This is a genomic window from Pseudonocardia xishanensis, from assembly GCF_039541715.1.
GTDB classification, from domain to species: Bacteria; Actinomycetota; Actinomycetes; order Mycobacteriales; family Pseudonocardiaceae; genus Pseudonocardia; species Pseudonocardia xishanensis.
Genome location: NZ_BAABGT010000080.1, coordinates 1 through 20,654, shown reverse-complemented (window position 1 = coordinate 20,654; position 20,654 = coordinate 1). Strand labels below are relative to the sequence as shown.

At 71.8% G+C, this 20,654-nt stretch carries 20 protein-coding genes; 9 read left to right on the top strand and 11 right to left on the bottom strand.

Features of this window, described 5'->3' with window-relative positions:
* Positions 1–23 precede the first annotated feature (23 nt).
* Positions 24–716 (bottom strand): hypothetical protein, encoded by a 693-nt coding sequence (locus ABD993_RS25975; protein ID WP_345423828.1) that lies wholly within the window; start codon positions 714–716, stop codon positions 24–26.
* A gap of 90 nt (positions 717–806) precedes the next feature.
* Here ABD993_RS25975 and ABD993_RS25970 point away from each other — a divergent pair, with 90 nt between their 5' ends.
* From ABD993_RS25970 to ABD993_RS25960, 3 genes are all read left to right on the top strand, one after another.
* The gene (locus ABD993_RS25970) at positions 807–1,229 is read left to right on the top strand and encodes a PPOX class F420-dependent oxidoreductase (RefSeq protein WP_345423825.1); all 423 of its coding nucleotides are present in this window, start codon (positions 807–809) and stop codon (positions 1,227–1,229) included.
* A gap of 89 nt (positions 1,230–1,318) precedes the next feature.
* Positions 1,319–2,224 carry an AurF N-oxygenase family protein gene (locus tag ABD993_RS25965; RefSeq protein WP_345423822.1) on the top strand — a complete coding sequence of 302 codons (906 nt, stop codon included), beginning with the start codon at positions 1,319–1,321 and terminating at the stop codon, positions 2,222–2,224.
* 13 nt (positions 2,225–2,237) lie between these two features.
* Positions 2,238–3,656 (top strand): FAD-dependent oxidoreductase, encoded by a 1,419-nt coding sequence (locus ABD993_RS25960; RefSeq protein WP_345423819.1) that lies wholly within the window; start codon positions 2,238–2,240, stop codon positions 3,654–3,656.
* Between the two features lie 3 nt (positions 3,657–3,659).
* Here the strand turns inward: ABD993_RS25960 and ABD993_RS25955 are convergent, their stop codons facing one another.
* The 3 genes from ABD993_RS25955 to ABD993_RS25945 are packed head-to-tail and all read right to left on the bottom strand — an operon-like array spanning position 3,660 to position 5,339.
* Positions 3,660–3,968, bottom strand: a complete 309-nt coding sequence (locus ABD993_RS25955) for a DUF6457 domain-containing protein (RefSeq protein WP_345423816.1) — start codon at positions 3,966–3,968, stop codon at positions 3,660–3,662.
* A gap of 16 nt (positions 3,969–3,984) precedes the next feature.
* Positions 3,985–4,116 carry an MFS transporter small subunit gene (locus ABD993_RS25950; protein WP_345423813.1) on the bottom strand — a complete coding sequence of 44 codons (132 nt, stop codon included), beginning with the start codon at positions 4,114–4,116 and terminating at the stop codon, positions 3,985–3,987.
* Complete coding sequence (locus ABD993_RS25945; protein ID WP_345423810.1) at positions 4,113–5,339, bottom strand: OFA family MFS transporter; 1,227 nt, start codon at positions 5,337–5,339, stop codon at positions 4,113–4,115. The genes ABD993_RS25950 and ABD993_RS25945 overlap by 4 nt, the downstream gene beginning before the upstream one ends.
* A gap of 9 nt (positions 5,340–5,348) precedes the next feature.
* On the opposite strand from ABD993_RS25945, the gene ABD993_RS25940 reads away from it, so the two are divergent.
* Positions 5,349–6,338: a CaiB/BaiF CoA transferase family protein gene (locus ABD993_RS25940; RefSeq protein ID WP_345423894.1), complete on the top strand. Its 990-nt coding sequence runs from the start codon at positions 5,349–5,351 to the stop codon at positions 6,336–6,338.
* Between the two features lie 94 nt (positions 6,339–6,432).
* On the opposite strand, the gene clpX is transcribed toward ABD993_RS25940, so the two are convergent.
* From clpX to ABD993_RS25910, 6 genes are all read right to left on the bottom strand, one after another.
* On the bottom strand, positions 6,433–7,710 hold the full coding sequence (clpX, locus tag ABD993_RS25935; protein WP_345423807.1) for an ATP-dependent Clp protease ATP-binding subunit ClpX: 1,278 nt from the start codon (positions 7,708–7,710) through the stop codon (positions 6,433–6,435).
* A 196-nt stretch (positions 7,711–7,906) separates the two neighbouring features.
* A complete protein-coding gene (locus ABD993_RS25930) occupies positions 7,907–8,560 on the bottom strand; it encodes an ATP-dependent Clp protease proteolytic subunit (RefSeq protein WP_345423804.1) in 654 nt (217 codons plus the stop codon).
* Positions 8,560–9,159 carry a ClpP family protease gene (locus tag ABD993_RS25925; RefSeq protein WP_345423891.1) on the bottom strand — a complete coding sequence of 200 codons (600 nt, stop codon included), beginning with the start codon at positions 9,157–9,159 and terminating at the stop codon, positions 8,560–8,562. The genes ABD993_RS25930 and ABD993_RS25925 overlap by 1 nt, the downstream gene beginning before the upstream one ends.
* A gap of 242 nt (positions 9,160–9,401) precedes the next feature.
* Complete coding sequence (gene tig, locus ABD993_RS25920) at positions 9,402–10,832, bottom strand: trigger factor (protein WP_345423801.1); 1,431 nt, start codon at positions 10,830–10,832, stop codon at positions 9,402–9,404.
* Positions 10,833–10,929: 97 nt separating this feature from the next.
* Positions 10,930–11,259, bottom strand: coding sequence for an Asp23/Gls24 family envelope stress response protein (locus tag ABD993_RS25915; RefSeq protein ID WP_345423798.1), 330 nt, complete (start codon positions 11,257–11,259; stop codon positions 10,930–10,932).
* Between the two features lie 68 nt (positions 11,260–11,327).
* On the bottom strand, positions 11,328–11,495 hold the full coding sequence (locus ABD993_RS25910; protein ID WP_345423888.1) for a CsbD family protein: 168 nt from the start codon (positions 11,493–11,495) through the stop codon (positions 11,328–11,330).
* A gap of 142 nt (positions 11,496–11,637) precedes the next feature.
* On the opposite strand from ABD993_RS25910, the gene ABD993_RS25905 reads away from it, so the two are divergent.
* Genes ABD993_RS25905 through ABD993_RS25895 form a run of 3 tightly spaced genes read left to right on the top strand, consistent with a single transcriptional unit; the run spans position 11,638 to position 13,201 of the window.
* The gene (locus tag ABD993_RS25905) at positions 11,638–12,234 is read left to right on the top strand and encodes an RNA polymerase sigma factor (RefSeq protein ID WP_345423795.1); all 597 of its coding nucleotides are present in this window, start codon (positions 11,638–11,640) and stop codon (positions 12,232–12,234) included.
* A complete protein-coding gene (locus ABD993_RS25900) occupies positions 12,225–12,875 on the top strand; it encodes an Asp23/Gls24 family envelope stress response protein (RefSeq protein WP_345423792.1) in 651 nt (216 codons plus the stop codon). Before ABD993_RS25905 ends, ABD993_RS25900 begins: the two co-directional genes overlap by 10 nt.
* Entirely contained in the window at positions 12,872–13,201 is a 330-nt protein-coding gene (locus ABD993_RS25895) for an Asp23/Gls24 family envelope stress response protein (RefSeq protein WP_345423789.1), read from the top strand. Before ABD993_RS25900 ends, ABD993_RS25895 begins: the two co-directional genes overlap by 4 nt.
* A gap of 51 nt (positions 13,202–13,252) precedes the next feature.
* Here the strand turns inward: ABD993_RS25895 and ABD993_RS25890 are convergent, their stop codons facing one another.
* On the bottom strand, positions 13,253–13,933 hold the full coding sequence (locus tag ABD993_RS25890) for a (2Fe-2S)-binding protein (RefSeq protein ID WP_345423786.1): 681 nt from the start codon (positions 13,931–13,933) through the stop codon (positions 13,253–13,255).
* A gap of 506 nt (positions 13,934–14,439) precedes the next feature.
* Between ABD993_RS25890 and gltB the strand changes: the two genes are divergently transcribed.
* On the top strand, positions 14,440–19,029 hold the full coding sequence (gene gltB, locus ABD993_RS25885) for a glutamate synthase large subunit (RefSeq protein WP_345423783.1): 4,590 nt from the start codon (positions 14,440–14,442) through the stop codon (positions 19,027–19,029).
* A complete protein-coding gene (locus ABD993_RS25880) occupies positions 19,022–20,473 on the top strand; it encodes a glutamate synthase subunit beta (RefSeq protein ID WP_345423780.1) in 1,452 nt (483 codons plus the stop codon). Before gltB ends, ABD993_RS25880 begins: the two co-directional genes overlap by 8 nt.
* Positions 20,474–20,654: the final 181 nt, after the last annotated feature.

Sequence of the window (20,654 nt, the reverse complement as noted above, 5' to 3'; positions counted from 1 at the left end):
CGCGGAGTTGTCCACAGGCGGCCTCAACCGGGGATGAACGCCGCCTGGAGATGGTCGAAGCCCAGGACCGGGGCGAGGGACCCGGTACGGATGAGCACGGGATCGAGGGCGCGGACCTGCCCGCTGGTGGGCTCGTAGACCCGCCAGGTCCCGTCGTCCGCGATCCGGAGAGCGAGGGTGTAGTGCCGTGGGACCGCGGTGCCGACCAGCAGCGGGACCGGCCGCCGCGCCGCCAGCGCGGCCTCGACCTGCCGGATCACCAGCTCGGTGTCCGCGGCGGAGGCGTCGTCCACCCACCGCAGCCGGTAGCGCCCCGCCCCCGGGGCGTGTCGGTGGAGCCAGCGCAGGAAACCCCAGGGCGAGGTGCCCAGCGCGCGGGGCCAGAGCCGGTTGGTCTGGCGGTGGATCTCGCGCTGCCGGGCGTCGTAGCGGGCGGCGAAGCCGCGCACGATGCCCGCCGAGTCGGTCTCGCGCACCTCCAGTTCGGCGAGCGCCGCCGGGTCCGCCCAGGTCGCGAGGGCCAGCAGGACCGCCGAGCCGCAGGTCGTGCCGTCCACCTGGTCCAGCCGTGCCCCGGCGTGCCGCTGCTCGCCCAGCGCCTCGGCGACCAGGGGGCGGCGGTCCCCGGACAGCGCGGACACCGCCGCCACCGGCACCACGACGGGGCGGCTCACCAGCCGCTGCCATGCCCGTCCGAGGGCCCCGATCGTCCGCACCCGGCTCACCCTAGAGGGTGATCGACCCCGGCCGTGACCGCCGAGTCCCGCCCCGCCGCCCGAGTGATCGCCGAGGCCTAGGTTGTGCTCATGACCGACCTCACTCCCGAGATCACCGCGTTCCTCTCCCACGGCACCCGGACGGGCATGCTCGCGTGGACCGCCTCCGACGGTCGCCCGCTCGCCGCCCCGGTCTGGTTCCTGGTCGAGGACGGCGCAGTCGTGTTCAACACCGGCAGGGACACCGCGAAGGGGCGGGCCCTCTCCCGGGACCCGCGGGTCACGCTGGTGGTCGACCTGCCGGAGCCGCCGTACGCGTTCGTGCAGGTCCAGGGCATCGCGGCGCTCTCCGAGGATCCCGAGGAGCTGATCCGCACGGCCACCGCGCTGGGCGCGCGCTACATGGGCGCGGACCGTGCCGAGGAGTTCGGGCGGCGCAACGGCGTGCCGGGCGAGCTCGTCGTGCGGATCCGGCCGATCAAGGTGAACGCGCACCTGGACATGACCGCCTGATCGGGCGTCCAGGGTTGCGCGGTGCGTGTTACCGGCGGTAACGTTACCGCCGGTTACACCGAATGCCGTCGATCCGCGAGGGAGCGACCATGAACGGCACGACCGTGCAGGAACAGGCCGAGGTGCACGAGAACGTCGCGGCGAGGCTGCTGCGCTCCTCCGCCCAGCTGTCGTACGACCCCGCCGTCGAGGTGGACTGGGACACCCCGCTCGACACCGGGATGCACGGGGCCAGCCCGGAGTGGAGCACCCTCTACGGCACCGCCTACTGGGACGAGCTGACCGAGGCGCAGCGCCTCGAGCTCACCCGGCAGGAGTCGGCGTCGGTCGCGAGCACCGGCATCTGGTTCGAGATGATCCTGCAGCAGATGGTGCTGCGGGACTTCTACGCCAAGGACCCCACCGACCCGGCCTTCCAGTGGGCGCTGACCGAGATCGCGGACGAGTGCCGCCACTCGATCATGTTCGCCCGCGCCGCCGCGAAGCTGGGTGCCCCCTTCCACCGGCCGCGCAGGCTCGCCGTCGAGCTCGGGCGCGCGTTCAAGACCCTGGCCCGCGGGGAGGCCGCCTACGCGGCGATCCTCGTCGCGGAGGAGGTCCTGGACGTCATGCAGCGGGACTGGATGCGAGACGAGCGGGTCCTCGGGTTCGTGCGGACGATCAACAACATCCACGTCGTCGAGGAGTCGCGGCACATGCGCTTCGCCCGCGACGAGGTGCTGCAGCGGTCCGCGACCACGGGCCCGCTGCGCAGGCGCTGGAACGCCTTCGTGATCGCCGCGGCCGCCTACTTCATCGTGACGAGCATGGTCGGGCCGCAGGCGTACGCCGCGGCGGGCCTGGACGTCGACCGCGCGGTGCGCGAGGCGAGGACCAACGAGCACCACCGCGCGATGCTGCGTTCCAGCTGCACCGGGCTGATGGAGTTCCTCGGCTCGGCGGGGCTGCTGACCAAGGCGGCGCGGTGGATCTACCGCCGCGCGAACCTCCTCTGAGCCGGCGCCACCCATGCCGTTCGCGATCACGCAGACGTGCTGCACCGACGCCTCGTGCGTCGCGGCCTGCCCGGTCAACTGCATCCACCCGACGCCGGACGAACCGGACTTCGGCACCACGGACATGCTGTACGTCGACCCGCGGACCTGCATCGACTGCGGCGCCTGCGCGGACGCCTGCCCGGTCGACGCGGTGTTCCCGGCCGAGTCACTGCTCGGCAGCCCGTATCCGGAGATCAACGCCGCGTACTACGCGGACAGGCCGCTGACCCCGGCCACCGGGCCGACGTTCCACCAGTGGGGCCCGCCCGCGTTCGACCGGGTCCTGCCCGCCGGCTTCCCCGCGCTGGACGTGGCGGTGGTCGGCACCGGACCCGCAGGCATGTACGCGGTGCAGGACCTGCTGCTGCACACCCCCGCCCGGGTCACGGTGTACGACCGGCTGCCCGTCGCGGGCGGGCTGGTCCGGTTCGGGGTCGCGCCGGACCACCCGTCGACCAAGCGGATCGGCGAGGTGTTTGCGCGCCACCACGGGCACGAGCGGGTCCGGATGCGGCTGGGTGTCGAGATCGGGCGGGACGTCACCGTCGAGGAGCTGGCCGCCCGGCACGACGCGGTGATCTACGCGGTCGGGGCCTCGGAGTCGCGGTCGCTGGGGGTCCCCGGCGAGGAGCACACGGTGCCCGCCACGACACTCGTCGGCTGGTACAACGGCCACCCCGAGGTCCCCGCGGACGCCGTGGACCTGACCGGCGAACGGGTCGTGGTCGTGGGCAACGGCAACGTCGCCCTGGACGTCGCGCGGATCCTGACGGCCGATCCCGCGGCTCTCGCCGACACCTCCATCCCCCCGGCGGTGCTGGCGCGGTTGCGGTCGGGATCGGTGCGCGAGGTCGTCCTGCTCGCCCGGCGCGGGCCGGAGTCCGCGGCCTACACCCGGCCGGAGCTGCTCGCGGTCCGGTCGAACCTCGTCGTAGACGACTCGGACCCGCGGGTGGGGAAGGCGATCGACTCGGCGGCCCCCGGCGAGCACGCCGCTCTCCTGCAGGGAGTGCGGCGCGAGCGGATCGACTGGTCCGCGCCGGTCGGGGGCGAGCGCCGGATCGTGCTGCGCTTCCACTCCGCCCCGGAGTCCTTCGCGGCGTCGGCGGTACGCACCACGGACACCGAGATCCCGGCCGATCTGATGGTCCGTGCGATCGGCCACCGGGGCAGGCCGCTGCCGGGGCTCCCGTTCGCGGACGGGATCGTGCCGAACGAGAAGGGCCGGGTCTCCCCCGGCACCTACGTCGTCGGCTGGGTCAAGCGGGGCTCGACGGGCGGGATCGGCGCCAACCGTACCGACGCCGCGGAGACCGTCGGCCGCCTGATCGAGGACGCGGCCACCGGCGCGCTGGGGCGCCGGCGCCGCCGGTCACTGCTGCGCCGCTGACCCCTATCCGCGCTGCGACTGGTCGTTGGACGCCACACCGCGCTCGGTGTCGGCGCCCCAGCCCGCGGCCAGCGCCGCGATCTTCTGCGCGTAGTCCGCGGCGGCGACCTGCGGGTCGTCGGCGCGGCCCGCGGCCACCCCGATCAGGAACGCCGTCACGGGGGCGGCCGGGCGACTGACCCCGTGTGCGACCTCCGAGGTCAGGTCGAGCACCGCGTCGACGCTCTTGTCGCTGTCCACCTGCCCCTCGAGACCGAGCTCGAGGGACACGGCGGTCAGCCATTCGGTCATGGCCTGGGAGTCGTCACTCATGGCGGGGAGGTACCCGTTATCCGCCGAACAACGCGGGAATCTTGATCACGAGCTGCCACAGGCCGTAGAGGAACGGCAGCCCGACCCACAACCACGCCACGACGACGAGCACCGTCGGCGCCTTGCCCTGCTGCGTCTGGTCGCTCACGCCTGTGCCCCCGAGGTCCGCGCGGTGTCCGGTTCCGGTTCGTGCCACTTGTCCGCCACCGGTCTGACCAGCTCGTTCGCCACGAAGCCGAGCACCAGCAGGACGATCATGACCAGGAAGGCCGGGGTGTACTTCGACGGCCCCGCGATGTCGGAGCGGGAGTCCGCGATCGCGTTGACGATGATCGGGCCCAGGACGCCCGCGGTGGACCAGGCGGTGAGCAGCCTGCCGTGGATCGCGCCGACCTGGTAGGTGCCGAAGAGGTCCCGCAGGTAGGCCGGGATCGTGGCGAACCCGGCGCCGTAGAACGACAGGATCAGGCACGCGCACAACAGGAAGACGGCCTTGTTGGTCTCCCCGATGAACGTCAGCGCGACGTAGAGCAGCGCCCCGACACCGAGGTAGATCCGGTAGATGTTCTTGCGGCCGATGAGGTCCGACAGCGAGGACCACACGAACCGGCCCAGCATGTTCGCCAGCGACAGGATCGACACGAACGCGACCGCCGCGGCCGTCAGGGTCCGGGCGGGCGAGGAGTCGCGGAAGAAGTCCTGGTAGATCGGGTTGGCCTTCTCCAGGATGCCGATGCCTGCGGTCACGTTGAAGCACAGCACGATCCAGAGCAGCCAGAACTGCGGAGTCCTGATCGCGTTCGCGGCGGAGACGCCCGCCTTGCTGACCATGGCCCTGGTCCTCTGCACGGCCGGGTCCCAGCCCGCGGGCCTCCACCCGTCCGCGGGGACGCGGATCAGTAGCCAGCCCATCGTCATGAACACCGCGTAGACCAGGCCGTGGATGAGGAAGGCGAGCGCGATCCCGTTCGTGTCGGGGTCGTTCCCGCTCGCCCCGAACGCCGTCAGCATCGACGACGTCCAGGGGTTGGCGATCAGCGCGCCGCCGCCGAAGCCCATGATCGCGATGCCCGTGGACAGGCCCGGGCGGTCCGGGAACCACTTGATGAGCGTCGAGACCGGCGAGATGTAGCCGATGCCGAGCCCGATCCCGCCGATGCCGCCGTACCCGACGACGACCAGCCAGTACCACCCCAGCCAGATGCCCAGCGCCGAGACGAGGAACCCCGTCACGAAGCAGGCCGACGACACCGCCATGGCCCACCGCGGGCCGTTCGAGTCCACCTTCGTCCCGAACACCGCGGCCGACAGGCCCAGCATCACGATGCCGAGCGTGAACGGCAGGGCGCTGGCCACGCCCCCGATGTCCATGCCCTCTGGATCAACCGCGGCAAGCGGTCCGTGGTGCTGGACCTCAAGTCCGACGACGGCCTGGCCGCCGCGCACCGCCTGGTCGCCACCGCGGACGTCGTGCTGGCGAACCTCGGGCCGGGCGCGACCGCCCGGCTCGGCCTCGACGGCGACACCCTGCGGGCGGCACGACCGGAGCTGGTCACCTGCGAGCTGTCCGGGTACGGCGAGGGCGGCCCGTCGGGCGGGCGCAAGGCCTACGACGCGCTGATCCAGTCCGAGGCGGGCCTGCTGGAGCTGACCGGCGAGGGCGACGTGACCGCACGGACCGGCATCTCGGTGGCCGACATCGCGGGCGGGGTGCAGGCCCAGTCGGCGGTGCTGGCGGCCCTGTTCCACCGCGAGCGGACCGGGGAGGGCGCGACCCTGCGGATCTCCCTGCTCGAAGCGCTGGTCGAGTGGATGCAGCAGCCGATGCTGTACGCGCTGGGCACCGGGCGGGCACCCGTCCGCGCGGGCGGGCACCACCCGTCGATCGCGCCGTACGGTCCCTTCCCGTGCGCCGACGGCGCCGTCCACCTGGCCGTGCAGAACGAGCGGGAGTGGGTCCGGCTCTGCACGACCGTCCTCGGCGACGCCGGCGTCGCCACCGACCCCCGCTTCACGACGGTCTCGGCGCGAGTGGCGAACCGACCGGCTCTGCACGCGTTGCTGGAGAGCCGGTTCTCGGCGCTGACGCAGGAGCGGCTCGGCGCGCTCCTCGACGAGGCCGACATCGCCTGGTCCGCGGTCGGGCACGTCGCCGAGCTCCCCGAGCACCCCCAGCTCGCCGCCCGAAAGCGCTTCGCCCCGGTCACCGTCCCCGGCGGAGCCCCCGTGCCGATGGCGCTCCCGCCCGTCGACTCCAGCGCCTGGACCCCACCGCTCGACGCCGAGGTCCCCGCCCTGGGCGCCCACACCGCCGAGATCCTCGCCGAGCTCGGCTACGCCCCCGCGGAGATCGCCGCCCTGACGGCCTGACCTCTGTCCGACTCGGATGTCGGAGGTGAGGGGCTCGCGGAATGCGGGACGCCCGGCTCCCTGGAGGGAACCGGGCGTCCGGGTCGTGCCGTGCTCAGGCGGAGCGTTCGCCGCGCTCGCGGCGCGGGGGGCGCCTCGGGACGATGGTGGGGTTGACGTTGTTGCGGACCGTCTCCCCCGTGACCACCACGCGGGCCACGTCGTCCCGGCTCGGGATGTCGTACATGACCGGGAGGAGGACCTCCTCCATGATCGCGCGGAGACCGCGGGCGCCGGTGCCGCGGAGGATGGCCTGGTCGGCCACCGCCTCCATGGCGTCGTCGCTGAACTCCAGCTCCACGCCGTCCATCTCGAAGAGCTTGCGGTACTGCTTGACCAGCGCGTTCCGCGGCTCGGTGAGGATCTTGACCAGCGCGTCCTTGTCCAGCGAGGTCACCGACGCCACCACGGGGAGGCGGCCGATGAACTCGGGGATCAGGCCGAACTTGATCAGGTCCTCCGGCATGGTGTCCGCGAAGGACTCCGCGCCGTCCAGCTCCTTGTTGGACCGGATCTCCGCGCCGAAGCCGAGCCCGCGCCGACCGACCCGGTCCGAGATGATCTTCTCGAGACCCGCGAACGCGCCCGCCACGATGAACAGCACGTTCGTGGTGTCGATCTGGATGAACTCCTGGTGGGGGTGCTTGCGCCCGCCCTGCGGCGGCACCGAGGCGGTGGTGCCCTCCAGGATCTTCAGCAGCGCCTGCTGCACGCCCTCGCCGGAGACGTCCCGCGTGATCGACGGGTTCTCCGACTTGCGGGCGATCTTGTCGACCTCGTCGATGTAGATGATCCCGGTCTCGGCACGCTTCACGTCGTAGTCCGCGGCCTGGATCAGCTTGAGCAGGATGTTCTCGACGTCCTCACCCACGTACCCGGCCTCGGTCAGCGCCGTGGCGTCCGCGATCGCGAACGGGACGTTCAGCAGCTTGGCCAGGGTCTGCGCGAGGTAGGTCTTGCCACAGCCGGTCGGCCCGAGCATGAGGATGTTCGACTTGGCCAGCTCGACCCCGTCGCCGTCCCCGCGCGAGCGGTCCCCGGCCTGGATGCGCTTGTAGTGGTTGTAGACGGCCACGGACAGCGTCCGCTTCGTCTGCGCCTGGCCCACGACGTACTGGTCGAGGAACTCGTGGATCTCGGCGGGCTTGGGCAGCTCGTCGAGCTTCACGTCGCCGGTCTCGGCGAGCTCCTCCTCGATGATCTCGTTGCAGAGATCGATGCACTCGTCGCAGATGTAGACGCCGGGACCGGCGATGAGCTTCTTGACCTGCTTCTGGCTCTTCCCGCAGAAGGAGCACTTGAGCAGGTCACCGCCGTCACCGATGCGTGCCATGAATGCAGCCCCAGTCCCATCCGGTGTGGCCTGGTCGGCCACGCCCACGTCGTCACAGACGGTACCTGCCAGAAGCCGCCCCCGCGATGGATCGATGGTCCTTCTCGCGGGTCCGGTCGGCAGACGGTCGTTATCGGTGCGTCCGTACAAGTTGCGGGCGCCGGGACCCGAGGGTCCCGGCGACCACCGGTCGTGCCTAGCCGACCGCGGAGAGCTTCCGGCTCTGGATGATCTCGTCGACGATCCCGTAGTCCTTGGCCTCGGTGGCCGTGAGGATGCGGTCCCGCTCGATGTCGTCGTGCACCTGCTGCGGCGTCCGCCCGGTGTGGTGGGCGAGCGTGCCCTCGAGTAGCGCACGCATCCGGGTGATCTCCGCGGCCTGGATCTCCAGGTCGGACACCTGGCCGTAGAAGCCCTCGGTGGCCGGCTGGTGGATCAGGATCCGCGCGTTCTGCACCGCGAGCCGACGCCCGGGGGTACCGGCGGCGAGCAGCACGGCCGCGGCCGACGCCGCCTGCCCGAGGCAGACGGTCTGGATGTCGGGGCGGATGAACTGCATGGTGTCGTAGATCGCCATCAGCGACGTGAACGACCCGCCGGGCGAGTTGATGTACATCGAGATCTCGCGGTCCGGGTCCGCCGACTCGAGGCACAGCAGCTGGGCCATGACGTCGTTCGCCGAGGCGTCGTCGATCTGCACCCCGAGGAAGATGATGCGCTCCTCGAAGAGCTTGTTGTACGGGTTCGACTCCTTGACCCCGTACGAGGTGCGCTCCACGAAGGACGGGAGCACGTACCGCGACTGTGCCGACTTCGGGGCGGAGCCCCCCGGCATCTGGAAACCACTCATCACGCGTTCCCGTTCTCGCTCGGGTGCGGGAGGTCGCCCGCACGCGACACGACGTGGTCGACGAACCCGTACTCCAGGGCCTCCTGCGCGGAGAACCACCGGTCGCGGTCGAAGTCCTGGGTGATCTTCTCGACGGTCTGGCCGGTGTGCCCGGCGATCAGCGCCGCCATCTCCTGCTTGTGCCGACGGAACAGCTCGGCCTGGATCCGGATGTCCGACTCCGAGCCGCCGACGCCCGCCGACGGCTGGTGCATCAGGATCTGCGTGTGCGGCAGCGCGTACCGCTTGCCCGGCGTGCCTGCGGAGAGGAGGAACTGCCCCATCGACGCGGCCAGGCCCATCGCGGTGGTCGACACGTCGCAGGAGATGAACTCCATCGTGTCGAAGATGGCCATCCCCGCGGTGACCGAACCACCCGGCGAGTTGATGTAGAGCGAGATGTCCGCCTCGGGGTCCTCCGCGGCGAGCAACAGCATCTGCGCGGCGATCCGGTTGGCGATCTCGTCGTCCACCTGCTGCCCGAGCACCACGATCCGCTGCTGCAGCAGCCGCTCGAACACCGAGTCGGACAGCGTCATGCTCGAGGGGCCCGAGCGCATCTGCAGCGCCCGGCGATCCTCCACGAGACGGTCCGCGATCGAGCGCGGGCCGGTGTCCTGCTGACTCACTTCACCCTGCCTTCTGCTGGCTACTCGGGGGTTCGCACGTCCGGCGGTCCAGAGACCGCCGGATGCCTTCTGGGCCCGACCCTACGCGGACGCGGGGCCGGACGGACGGATCAGGACGGCGTGTTCGCCGACAGCGCAGCGACCACCCGTCCGTGCAGGTCAGGGCGGTGTGATCAGGACTTCGCCGCGGTCTCGGCCGGGGTCTGCTCGGCCGCGTCCGCGGTCGTGTCGCCCGCGATCTCCTCCGTGGCCGCCTCGACCACCTCGGGCTCGTCCGCCGCGTCGTCCCCGATCAGGTCCGACAGGTCGACGGGCTCGCCCGCCCCGTCGGTGACCGTGGCCGCGCGCACCGCGACGATCAGCGCCTTGGAGCGCCGCACGTCCTGGAAGATCGCGCCGAGCTGGCCCGCCTGCTGGATGCGCTGGACGAACTCCTCCGGCGCCATCCCGTACTGCTGGGCCTGGTAGACGATCCGCTCGGTGAGCTCCTGGTCGCCGACCTGGACCTCCTCGGCGTCCGCCAGCGCGTCCAGCACGAGACGGGTCTTGACCGACTTCTCGGCCTCGGCCTTCGTCTCGCTGTCGAACTCCTCGCGGGTCTTGCCCTGCGTGGTGAGGAACTCGTCGAACTTCTCGTCGCTGTGGTCGAACGCGTGCACCGCGTCGTGGTGGCGGGACTCCACCTCGGCCTCGACGATCGACTCCGGCAGCGGGACCTCGACAGCGGCGACGATCTCGTCCAGCACCTTGTCGCGGGCCTCCGTGACCTGCTCCATGCGGCGCACGCGGCCGAGCCGCTCCTTGAGGTCCGCCACCAGCTCGTCCAGGGTGTCGAACTCGCTGGCGAGCTGGGCGAACTCGTCGTCCGCCTCGGGGAGCTGGCGCTCCTTCACGGCGGTGACCTTGACGGTGACCTCCGCGTCCTTGTCCGCGTACTCGCCCGCGACGAGCTTCGAGGTGAACGTCTGCTCCTCGCCCGCCGACAGGCCGGTGATGGCCTCGTCGATGCCCTCGATCAGGCCGCCCTGGCCGACCTGGTAGGAGAACCCGGTGGTCTGGGCCTCCTCGACCTCCTCGCCGTCGACCGTGGCGGACAGGTCGATCTGGACGAAGTCGTCCTCGGCCGCCGGGCGCTCGACGCCGGTCAGCGTGCCGAACCGGGCGCGCAGCTGGTCCAGCTGCTCGGTGACCTGCTCGTCGGTGACCTCGACGTCGTCCACGGTGACCGTGATGCCGTCCAGCTCGGGCAGCGTGATCTCCGGGCGGACGTCCACCTCGGCGGTGAACGCGACCTTGTCGCCGTCCGCGAGCTCGGTGACCTCGATGTTCGGCTGGCCGATGGGCTTGACGTCCTCGGCGGCCGCCACGGCCTCGCTGTACTTGGCCGGGACCGCGGAGTTCAGCACCTCGTCCAGCACGACGCCGCGACCGAGCCGCGCGTCGAGGATCCGGGCCGGGGCCTTGCCCTTGCGGAAACCGGGGATGTTGACCTGCTGCGCGATCCGCTTGTAGGCGCGGTCGAACTCGGGCTTGAGCTCGTCGAACGGCACCTCGACTGTGAGCTTGACGCGTGTCGGGCCGATGTGCTCGACGGTGCTCTTCACGGTGGGGACTCCTCGGACTGCTTCGCTCTCGTGGCCCTCGTCGGAAGGGGCCGGATTCCGCCGCGGCGCGCTGCGCCGGGCACGTGTCCGGGCGAGTCTAGGCGAGAGGCGGTGCGGGCGTTCCGGCCGGTCGGGCGCCGCCCGGTTCACCGGCGACCTCGACGTCCACCACGGTCACCGCGACCTCGCGCTCCCCCAGCACCCCGCGCACGGCCGCGGCGATCTCGTCCGCCACGGCGGGCAGCGGCACGGGCCACGGCCAGCGCGCCACCACCGCGACCTCGACCGTCTCCGGCGGCTCGCCCAGCCGGACCCCGGTGACCCGGCGCCCGGGGAGGTGGGAGGCGACGGTGCCGAACGGCCCACCGTCCATCCGGACGACCGCGGGATGGCTCAGTACGGCCTCGGCGACCTGCTCGGGGGTCATCCCCCGAACGTAGCCGACGGCGGCCTCCCGAGCAGGGAGACCGCCGTCGGCGGTGGGGTACCGGTCGCTCAGCGCTTGAAGACGTCCTTGACCTTCTCGCCCGCCTGCTTGACGTCCGCGCCCATCTGGTCGGTGCGGCCCTCGGCCTCGAGCTGCTCGTCGTCGGTCGCGCGGCCGGTGGCCTCCTTGCCCTTGCCCGCCAGCTCCTGCGCCTTGTTCTCCATCTTGTCCTTCATGCCCATGACGACCTCCTGGGATGCGGTGTCCGACGGGCGCGCGGGGTTCGCGACCACTACCGTCGGACTCGGATCCGGGGTTCCCCGGAAAGTCCCGCCCCACACCTCGGGGACGGGGTCACGAAGGAGCGTCGTGCACGCGATGCGGACCGATGGACGGCAGCCGGCCGGGGCGCCACCCCCGCCCGCCGCGCCCCCGGAGCGGGGGCTGGACGACGCCACGCTCGTCGTCCGGGCCCGCGAGGGGGACGTCCACGCCTTCTCCGAGCTGGCCGAGCGCCACCAGGCCGCGCTGTTCCGGCTGGCCCTGCGCATGGTCGGGAACTCCGACGACGCCGAGGACGCCCTGCAGGACTCGCTGCTGGACATGTGGCGGCGGCTGGACCGCTTCCGCGGCGACTCGGCGTTCACCACCTGGGCCTACCGGATCGTGACCAACCGCTGCCTGGACCTGCTGCGCAGGCGCCGGACCACGGTGCCGGTGGAGGAGGTCGAGGAGCGGCTGGCCTCGCCGACCAGCACCGAGCACACCGCCGAGGTGGACGCCGGGCTGGTCGCGCTGCGCGCCGCCCTGCTGACCCTGCCGGACGAGCAACGGGCCTGTTTCGTGCTGCGCGAGCTGGAGGGGCTGGGGTACACGGCGATCGCGGAGATCGCGGGGACGTCGGAGACCGCGGTGCGCGGACGGATCCACCGGGCGAGGACGACACTGGCGGGGGTGATGCGGTCATGGCGGTAGAGGACCTGCGGATCGACCCGCTGGCGTGCGGGCGGGACGCGGCCGACGTGTGGGACCACGCGGTGGCCGGGACGCTGGACGACCACGAGCGGACCTGCCCGCACTGCCGGGCGGCCGCCGCGGACGCCGAGGGGCTCGACGGCGTGGTGCACCGGCTCGCCGCGGAGCGCCCGTACCCGCCGCCCACCGTGCTCGACGCGGTGCTCACGTCGGTCCGGGACGCCGTCGTCGCGGAGCTGCGGCCGCAGGACCTGCTGGCGCTGGACTCCCCCGCGGGCCCCGCCCGCCTGTCCCGCGCCGCGGCTGCGCGGGTGCTGCGGCACGTGGTGGACGGGATGGACGGGATGCGGGCGCGGAGTTGCCGCATCTGGGAGACGGAGCTTGCGGAGTCGACCATCGGCACGCAGACGGAGCCTGCGGAGTCGACCATCGACACGAAGACGGATCCTGCGGAGTCGACCATCGGTACCGCGGGACGGGGCTATGACGTCGCGGTCGCCATCACCGTCACCGCCCGCTTCGGCGTGGACCTGGCCTCGGTGACCGCACGGGTGCGGCAGATGGTGGTCGCGGCGGGCGAGCAGGCGTTGGGGGTGCCGGTGAGCAGGGTGGACATCACGGTGGTGGACCTGTGGGAGTGAGCGTCGGGTTCGGGGACGCGGCCGTGGCCCGGATCGCCGCGGCGGTCGCCGCCGAGGTGCCGGGGGTCGTCGCGCTGCGCCCGGACCTCGGGCAGACCCTGTTGGGCATCGCGGGCTCGCTGCTCGGGGAGTCCGGCGTCGGGACCGGGGCGACGGCCGTCGTCGAGGGGGGCCGGGCCGAGATCACCCTGACCCTGGTGACGAGCCTGGGCCACAACACCCGGGACCTCTGCACCGCGGTGCAACGCGCGGTGGCCGCACGGGTGCAGCAGGACACCGGCCTCACCGCGGTCGTCACGGTGACGGTGGCGGACGTCCTGCTCTGACGCTCGGGGCGCCCCAAGCGTCGCTCGGTGGCGCTTGGGGCGCCCCGAGCGTCACGGAAGCAGCGCGCAGTCCCCGCACTTCCCGCCGTCGGGCAGGCGGTAGTAGAGGCAGCACGAGCGGCGACGGAAGGTCCAGTCCCGGTCCGGCGGCTCCGGCGCCCGCCGCTCCCCCGCGTCCGCGAGCAGCGGGTGGGCCAGCACCGCGTCCACGACCTCCGTGGCGCGGGCGCCGCCGAGCATCCGCTTCGCCCCCGCGACCGACGAGGCGACGTTGCCCCACAGCAGCCGGGCCGACACCTGCTCGGACACCGCCTCGACCAGCGGCGCCGCGATCTCCTCGGCCACCAGGGCGGGCAGCTCGGCGGGGTCGCGCCGCGCGGCGGTGTCCGTCCACAGCGGCCATGGGCCGGTCACCGCGACCCGCCAGAAGAGGGTGTCCGGGCCGAAGGCCGGCAGGACCCCGTGCCGGACGACGGCGGCGATCGGCGCGGAGACCAGGCGGGCGGCCAGCCCCTGCAGGGCGATCGACGCCGCCACCCGCTCCTCGACCGCGGGGCCGCCCAGCACCCGTCGGACGTGGGCGACCCGTTCGGCGAGCGCCGCCGAACCGGCCAGCTCCCGCAGCGGCCGCCAGGTCGGGTCGACCTCCTCGGCCGGGTCCGTGGACACCGCGAAGAACGGCCCGACCCGCCCGACGTCCGCCAGCACCGACCGCACCGTTCCCTCGACCACGGCGCCATCCTGCGCCGGCGCGGCCCGCGAAGGGGCCGCGGACCCCACCGTCCCGTGAGGTGCCCCGCGTCACCTCACCCGTCCGGGTGCAGCCGTCCGGGTGCCGCTGACCAGCCCGAAAGGCCCAGGACGCGATCGTCGGCCACCCTCTTCGTCGCAGGTCACAGCGAGGATCGCGGCTATCCCTGGCGCGGGGTGGGGGTCGCGTGTAACTCTTTGCGCGGCGAGCGTGTACCCGACGCTGCGTGCTGCCCGCCCACGAACACCGAGAGTGCAATCCGCCCGGCCGGCCCCGATGCAGGGATCCGGCCGAGAAACGTGCGTCCGAACCACAGCAGGAGACGAGAGGCGCGGTTCGGACTCGCGTGCACCCGAACGGAGCAGCGCAGACGCTCCGTCGGAGCATCGCTGTATTCTGGACCCCCTTGTGGAACACCGTGGGACCGTCCGCGGTCCCCGTCGTCCCGATGCGAAGTCGGGGTGCACCGAGACGACAGGAGGAGCTGTTGGCTGCGACGAGCAACCGCCCCGGACAGGCCTCGCCGACGATCGGCGGGCTCTACTCGCCCGATCACGAGCACGACGCCTGCGGTGTCGCGCTGGTCGCGGACCTGAAGGGCCGCCGCGACCACTCGATCGTCGAGAAGGCGCTCACCGCGCTGCTCCGCCTCGAGCACCGCGGTGCCCGCGGCGCGGAGGAGAACACCGGTGACGGCGCGGGCATCCTGATCCAGGTCCCGGACGCCTTCTACCGCGACGTCGTCGACTTCGAGCTCCCCGAGGCGGGCGCCTACGCCACCGGTATCGCCTTCCTGCCGCGAGACCCCGCCGCGGCCGCCGAGGCCACCGCTCAGATCGACGAGCTCGCGGCGCAGGAGAACCTGCGCGTGCTCGGCTGGCGCGACCTGCCGACGGACCCGGAGAAGGCCGATCTCGGCCCCACCGCGCTCGCGGCCATGCCCGGGTTCCGCCAGCTCTTCGTGGCGGGCATCGAGACCGGCATCGTCAAGCCGCCGCCCACCGACATCGAGCTCGAGCGGCGCACCTTCTGCCTGCGCAAGCGGATCGAGCACGAGACCGGCGTCTACTTCCCGAGCCTGTCGCCGCGCACCATCGTGTACAAGGGCATGCTCGCCGAGCCGCAGGTCGAGGCCTTCTACCCGGACCTCTCGGACGTCCGCGTCACGAGTGCCCTGGCGGTCGTGCACTCGCGCTTCTCCACCAACACCTTCCCGGCGTGGCCGCTGGCCCACCCGTACCGGTACGTCGCGCACAACGGGGAGATCAACACCCTGCGCGGCAACCGCAACTGGATGAAGGCGCGCGAGGCGCTGCTGGCGTCCTCGAAGCTGCCCGGCAACCTGGACCGGCTCACCCCGATCGTCACGCCGGACGCGTCCGACTCGGCGACCTTCGACGAGGTGCTGGAGCTGCTGCACCTCTCCGGCCGGTCGCTGCCGCACGCGGTGCTGATGATGATCCCCGAGGCGTGGGAGAACCACGCCGAGATGGACGCCAAGCGCCGCGCCTTCTACGAGTTCCACTCCAACCTGATGGAGCCGTGGGACGGGCCCGCGCTCGTCGCGTTCACCGACGGCACCCAGATCGGCGCGGTCCTGGACCGCAACGGCCTGCGCCCCGCCCGCTACTGGGTCACCGAGGACGGGCTGGTCGTGCTGGCCTCCGAGGTCGGCGTGCTGGACGTCGAGCCCGGCCAGATCGTGCGCAAGGGCAGGCTCGAGCCGGGCCGCATGTTCCTGGTCGACACGGCCGAGGGCAAGATCGTCGCGGACGAGGAGATCAAGGGGTCCCTGGCGGACGCCCTGCCCTACGAGGAGTGGCTGCACGCGGGCCGCATCGCCCTCGAGGACCTGCCCGAGCGGCAGCGCGAGAGCCCCACGCACGTGGAGCTGACGCTGCGCCAGCAGTCCTTCGGCTACACCGAGGAGGAGCTCAACCTCCTGCTCAAGCCGATGGCCAAGGCGGGCGCCGAGCCGATCGGCTCCATGGGCAACGACGCGCCCATCGCCGCGATCTCGGAGAAGCCGCGGCAGATCTACGACTACTTCATCCAGCTGTTCGCGCAGATCACGAACCCCCCGCTGGACGCGATCCGCGAGGAGCTCGTCACCTCGCTGCGCTCGCTGCTCGGCCCCGAGGAGAACCTGCTCGAGGCCGGACCCGCGAACTGCCGCCGGATCGTGCTGCCCTTCCCCGTGCTGGGCAACGACGACCTCGCCCGCATCGTGCACATCAACGACGACGGCGACATGCCCGGCTTCGCCTCGTACACCGTCAAGGGCGTCTTCCGCGCCGCGGACGGCGGCGAGGGCCTGCTGCAGCGGCTGCAGGAGATCCGCGGCGAGGTGTCCGAGGCGATCCAGAACGGCGCCCGGCTCATCGTGCTGTCCTCGCGCGGGATCGACGCCGAGCACGCCCCGATCCCATCGCTGCTGCTGACCGGCGCGGTGCACCACCACCTCGTCCGCGAGCGCACCCGCACCCGCGTCGGCCTGATCGTCGAGTCCGGGGACGCCCGCGAGGTGCACCACATCGCGCTGCTGATCGGCTACGGCGCGTCCGCGGTCAACCCGTACATGGCCATGGCCACCGTCGAGGACCTCGCCGAGCGCGGGGACATCCCCGGCGTGGACGCGAAGACCGCGGCGAAGAACCTGGTCAAGGCGCTCGGCAAGGGTGTCCGGAAGACGATGTCCAAGATGGGCATCTCGACCGTGGCGTCCTACACCGGCGCGCAGATCTTCGAGGCCGTCGGGCTGGGTAGGGAGGTCATCGAGACCTGCTTCGCGGGCACCACGTCCCGGATCGACGGCGTCGGGTTCGACGTGCTCGCCGAGGAGGCGCTCAAGCACCACAAGCGCGCCTTCCCGTCGGACGGCACCCGCGCCTCCCACCGCGCGCTCGTCGTGGGCGGTGAGTACCAGTGGCGCCGCGAGGGCGAGCTGCACCTGTTCAACCCGCAGACCGTCTTCAAGCTCCAGCACTCGACCCGCTCCGGGAAGTACGAGATCTTCAAGGAGTACACCCGGGCGGTCGACGACCAGGCCAAGCGGCTGATGACGATCCGCGGCCTGTTCTCCTTCAAGCAGGGCGTGCGCGAGCCGGTCCCGATCGACGAGGTCGAGCCGGTCGAGTCCATCGTCAAGCGCTTCGGCACCGGCGCCATCTCCTACGGCTCGATCAGCCAGGAGATGCACGAGACCCTGGCCATCGCCATGAACCGGCTGGGCGGGCGCTCGAACACCGGCGAGGGCGGCGAGGACCCGGACCGCTTCACCCCGGACGCCAACGGCGACTCGCGGCGCAGCGCGGTCAAGCAGGTCGCGTCCGGCCGCTTCGGCGTGACCAGCGAGTACCTGGTCAACGCGGACGACATCCAGATCAAGATCGCGCAGGGCGCCAAGCCCGGCGAGGGTGGCCAGCTGCCCGGCAGCAAGGTCTACCCGTGGATCGCGACCACCCGGTACTCCACGCCGGGCGTCGGGCTGATCTCGCCGCCGCCGCACCACGACATCTACTCGATCGAGGACATCAAGCAGCTCATCCACGACCTCAAGAACGCCAACCCGCGGGCCCGCATCCACGTGAAGCTGGTCAGCCAGGTCGGCGTCGGGACGGTCGCGGCGGGCGTCGCGAAGGCGTACTCGGACGTCGTGCTCATCTCCGGGCACGACGGCGGCACCGGCGCCTCGCCGCTGTCGTCGATCAAGCACGCGGGCGGCCCGTGGGAGCTCGGCCTGGCCGAGACCCAGCAGACGCTGCTGGCCAACAACCTGCGCGACCGGATCGTCGTGCAGGCGGACGGGCAGCTCAAGACCGGCCGGGACGTCGTCATCGCGGCGCTGCTGGGCGCCGAGGAGTTCGGTTTCGCGACCGCTCCACTCGTGGTGAGCGGCTGCATCATGATGCGGGTCTGTCACCTCGACACCTGCCCGGTGGGGGTCGCGACGCAGAACCCGGTGCTGCGCAAGAAGTTCGACGGGCGGCCCGAGTACGTCGTGAACTTCATGCGGTTCATCGCCGAGGAGGTGCGCGAGCACCTGGCGGCGCTGGGCTTCCGTAGCATCTCCGAGGCCGTGGGCCACGCCGAGATGCTGGACACCGAGGCCGCGCTGCACCACTGGAAGACCCAGGGCCTCGACCTGCGGCCGATCTTCCACACCCCGGAGCTGCCCGAGGGCGCCTCCCGGCACCAGACCAGGGCGCAGGACCACGGCCTGGAGAAGGCGCTGGACAACACCATGATCCAGCTGGCCGAGGGCGCGCTCAAGAGCGGCGACAGGGTCCGGCTGGACCTGCCGGTGCGCAACGTCAACCGGACCGTCGGGACCATGCTCGGCTACGAGCTGACGAAGAAGTGGGGCCGCGAGGGCCTGCCGGACGACACGATCGACGTCACGCTGACCGGTTCGGCCGGGCAGTCGCTGGGCGCGTTCGTGCCGAAGGGCATCACGCTGCGGATGGTGGGCGACACCAACGACTTCTTCGGCAAGGGCCTGTCCGGCGGTCGGCTGATCCTGCGGCCGGACCCGGCGGCGTCCTTCGCGGCGGAGGACAACATCATCGCGGGCAACGTGATCCTCTACGGGGCCACGTCCGGTGAGATGTACATCCGCGGCATCGTCGGCGAGCGCTTCTGCGTCCGGAACTCCGGCGCCGTGGCGGTCGTCGAGGGCGTGGGCGACCACGGCTGCGAGTACATGACCGGCGGCCGCGTGGTCGTCCTCGGCAAGGTCGGCCGCAACTTCGCGGCGGGCATGTCCGGCGGCACGGCGTACGTCCTCGACCTCGAGGCGGACGACCGGCGCCTGGCCAAGCGCGTCAACCCCGAGATGGTCGACATCGACCCGCTCGACGACGCCGACCGCGACTTCCTGCGGCAGGCCGTCGAGTCCCACCACGCGGAGACCGACTCCCCGGTCGCCCGCGCCCTGCTCGCCGACTGGGACGTCGCGGTGGAGCGCTTCGGCAAGATCATGCCGAAGGACTTCAAGCGCGTGCTGCAGGCCCGCGAGCAGGCCGAGAAGGATGGCCGCGACGTCGACGCGGCGATCATGGAGGCCGCACATGGGTGACCCGAAGGGCTTTCTGACCACGCCGCGCGAGACCCCCGTGCGCCGGCCCGTCGACCTGCGCCTGATGGACTGGCGCGAGGTCTACGAGGAGTTCCCGAAGGACCATCTGGAGAAGCAGGCGGGCCGCTGCATGAACTGCGGCATCCCGTTCTGTCACCAGGGCTGTCCGCTGGGGAACCTCATCCCGGAGTGGAACGACCTCGTCTACCGCCACGACTGGCGCGAGGCGATCGAGCGGCTGCACGCCACCAACAACTTCCCGGAGTTCACCGGGACGCTGTGCCCCGCCCCGTGCGAGGCGGCGTGCGTGCTCGCCATCAACGACGACGCCGTCACCATCAAGCAGGTCGAGGTCGAGATCATCGACCGGGCCTGGGACGAGGGCTGGGTGACCCCGGTCGTCGCCGCCACCAGGACCGGGAAGAAGGTCGCGGTCGTCGGGTCCGGTCCCGCCGGGCTGGCCGCCGCGCAGCAGCTCACCCGGGCCGGGCACGACGTCGTCGTGTTCGAGCGGGCGGACCGCATCGGCGGGCTGCTCCGCTACGGCATCCCCGAGTTCAAGATGGAGAAGGCGCGACTGGACCGGCGGCTCGAGCAGATGCAGGCCGAGGGCACGCATTTCCGCGCCTCGGTCAACGTCGGCGAGGACGTCACCGTCGAGCAGCTGCGGACCGAGTTCGACGCCGTCGTGCTCGCGGGCGGCTCCACGGTCGGCCGGGACATCCCGGCCGCGGGCCGCGAGCTGCAGGGCATCTACCAGGCCATGGAGTTCCTGCCGTGGGCCAACCGCGTCCAGCAGGGCGACCTGGAGGCCCCGGAGATCACCGCCGAGGGCAAGCACGTCGTGATCATCGGCGGCGGCGACACCGGCGCGGACTGCCTCGGCACGTCGCACCGCCAGGGCGCGGCGTCGGTCACGCAGCTGGAGATCATGCCCACGCCCCCGGAGCACCGCACCGACGGCATGCCCTGGCCGACCTACCCGATGGTCTACCGGGTCTCCTCGGCACACGAGGAGGGCGGCGAGCGGCTGTTCTCGGTGAACACCACCGAGTTCGTCGACGACGGCACCGGCAAGGTCAAGGCGCTGCGGCTGGTCGAGGTCAAGCGCGGCGCGGGTGGCTTCGAGGCCGTCGAGGGCACCGAGAGGGAGATCCCGGCGGACCTGGTCCTGCTGGCGATGGGCTTCGTCGGGCCGGAGAAGGGCACGCTGATCTCGGAGCTGGGCGTGGAGCTGGACGAGCGCGGCAACGTCTCGCGGGACCAGAGCTACATGTCGAGCGTCGACGGCGTGTTCGTCGCGGGCGACATGGGCCGCGGCCAGTCGCTGATCGTGTGGGCGATCGCCGAGGGCCGTTCCGCGGCCGCGGGTGTGGACGCCTACCTGACCGGCCGAGACGTCCTCCCGCGCCCGATCAACCCCACGGACCGCCAGATCGCCTGACCGGGCCCCGCGTAACGCACGAACGGCACTCTTGTGCGGACTTACCGCACGAGAGTGCCGTTCGTGCGTTCCGGGGCGTTCGCACAAACGGCACTTTTGTGCGGACCTAGCGCACGAGAGTGTGTGATGTCTCAGGACATGGGTGACAGTTCCGCATCAGGACATCGGTGACAGTTGGTGT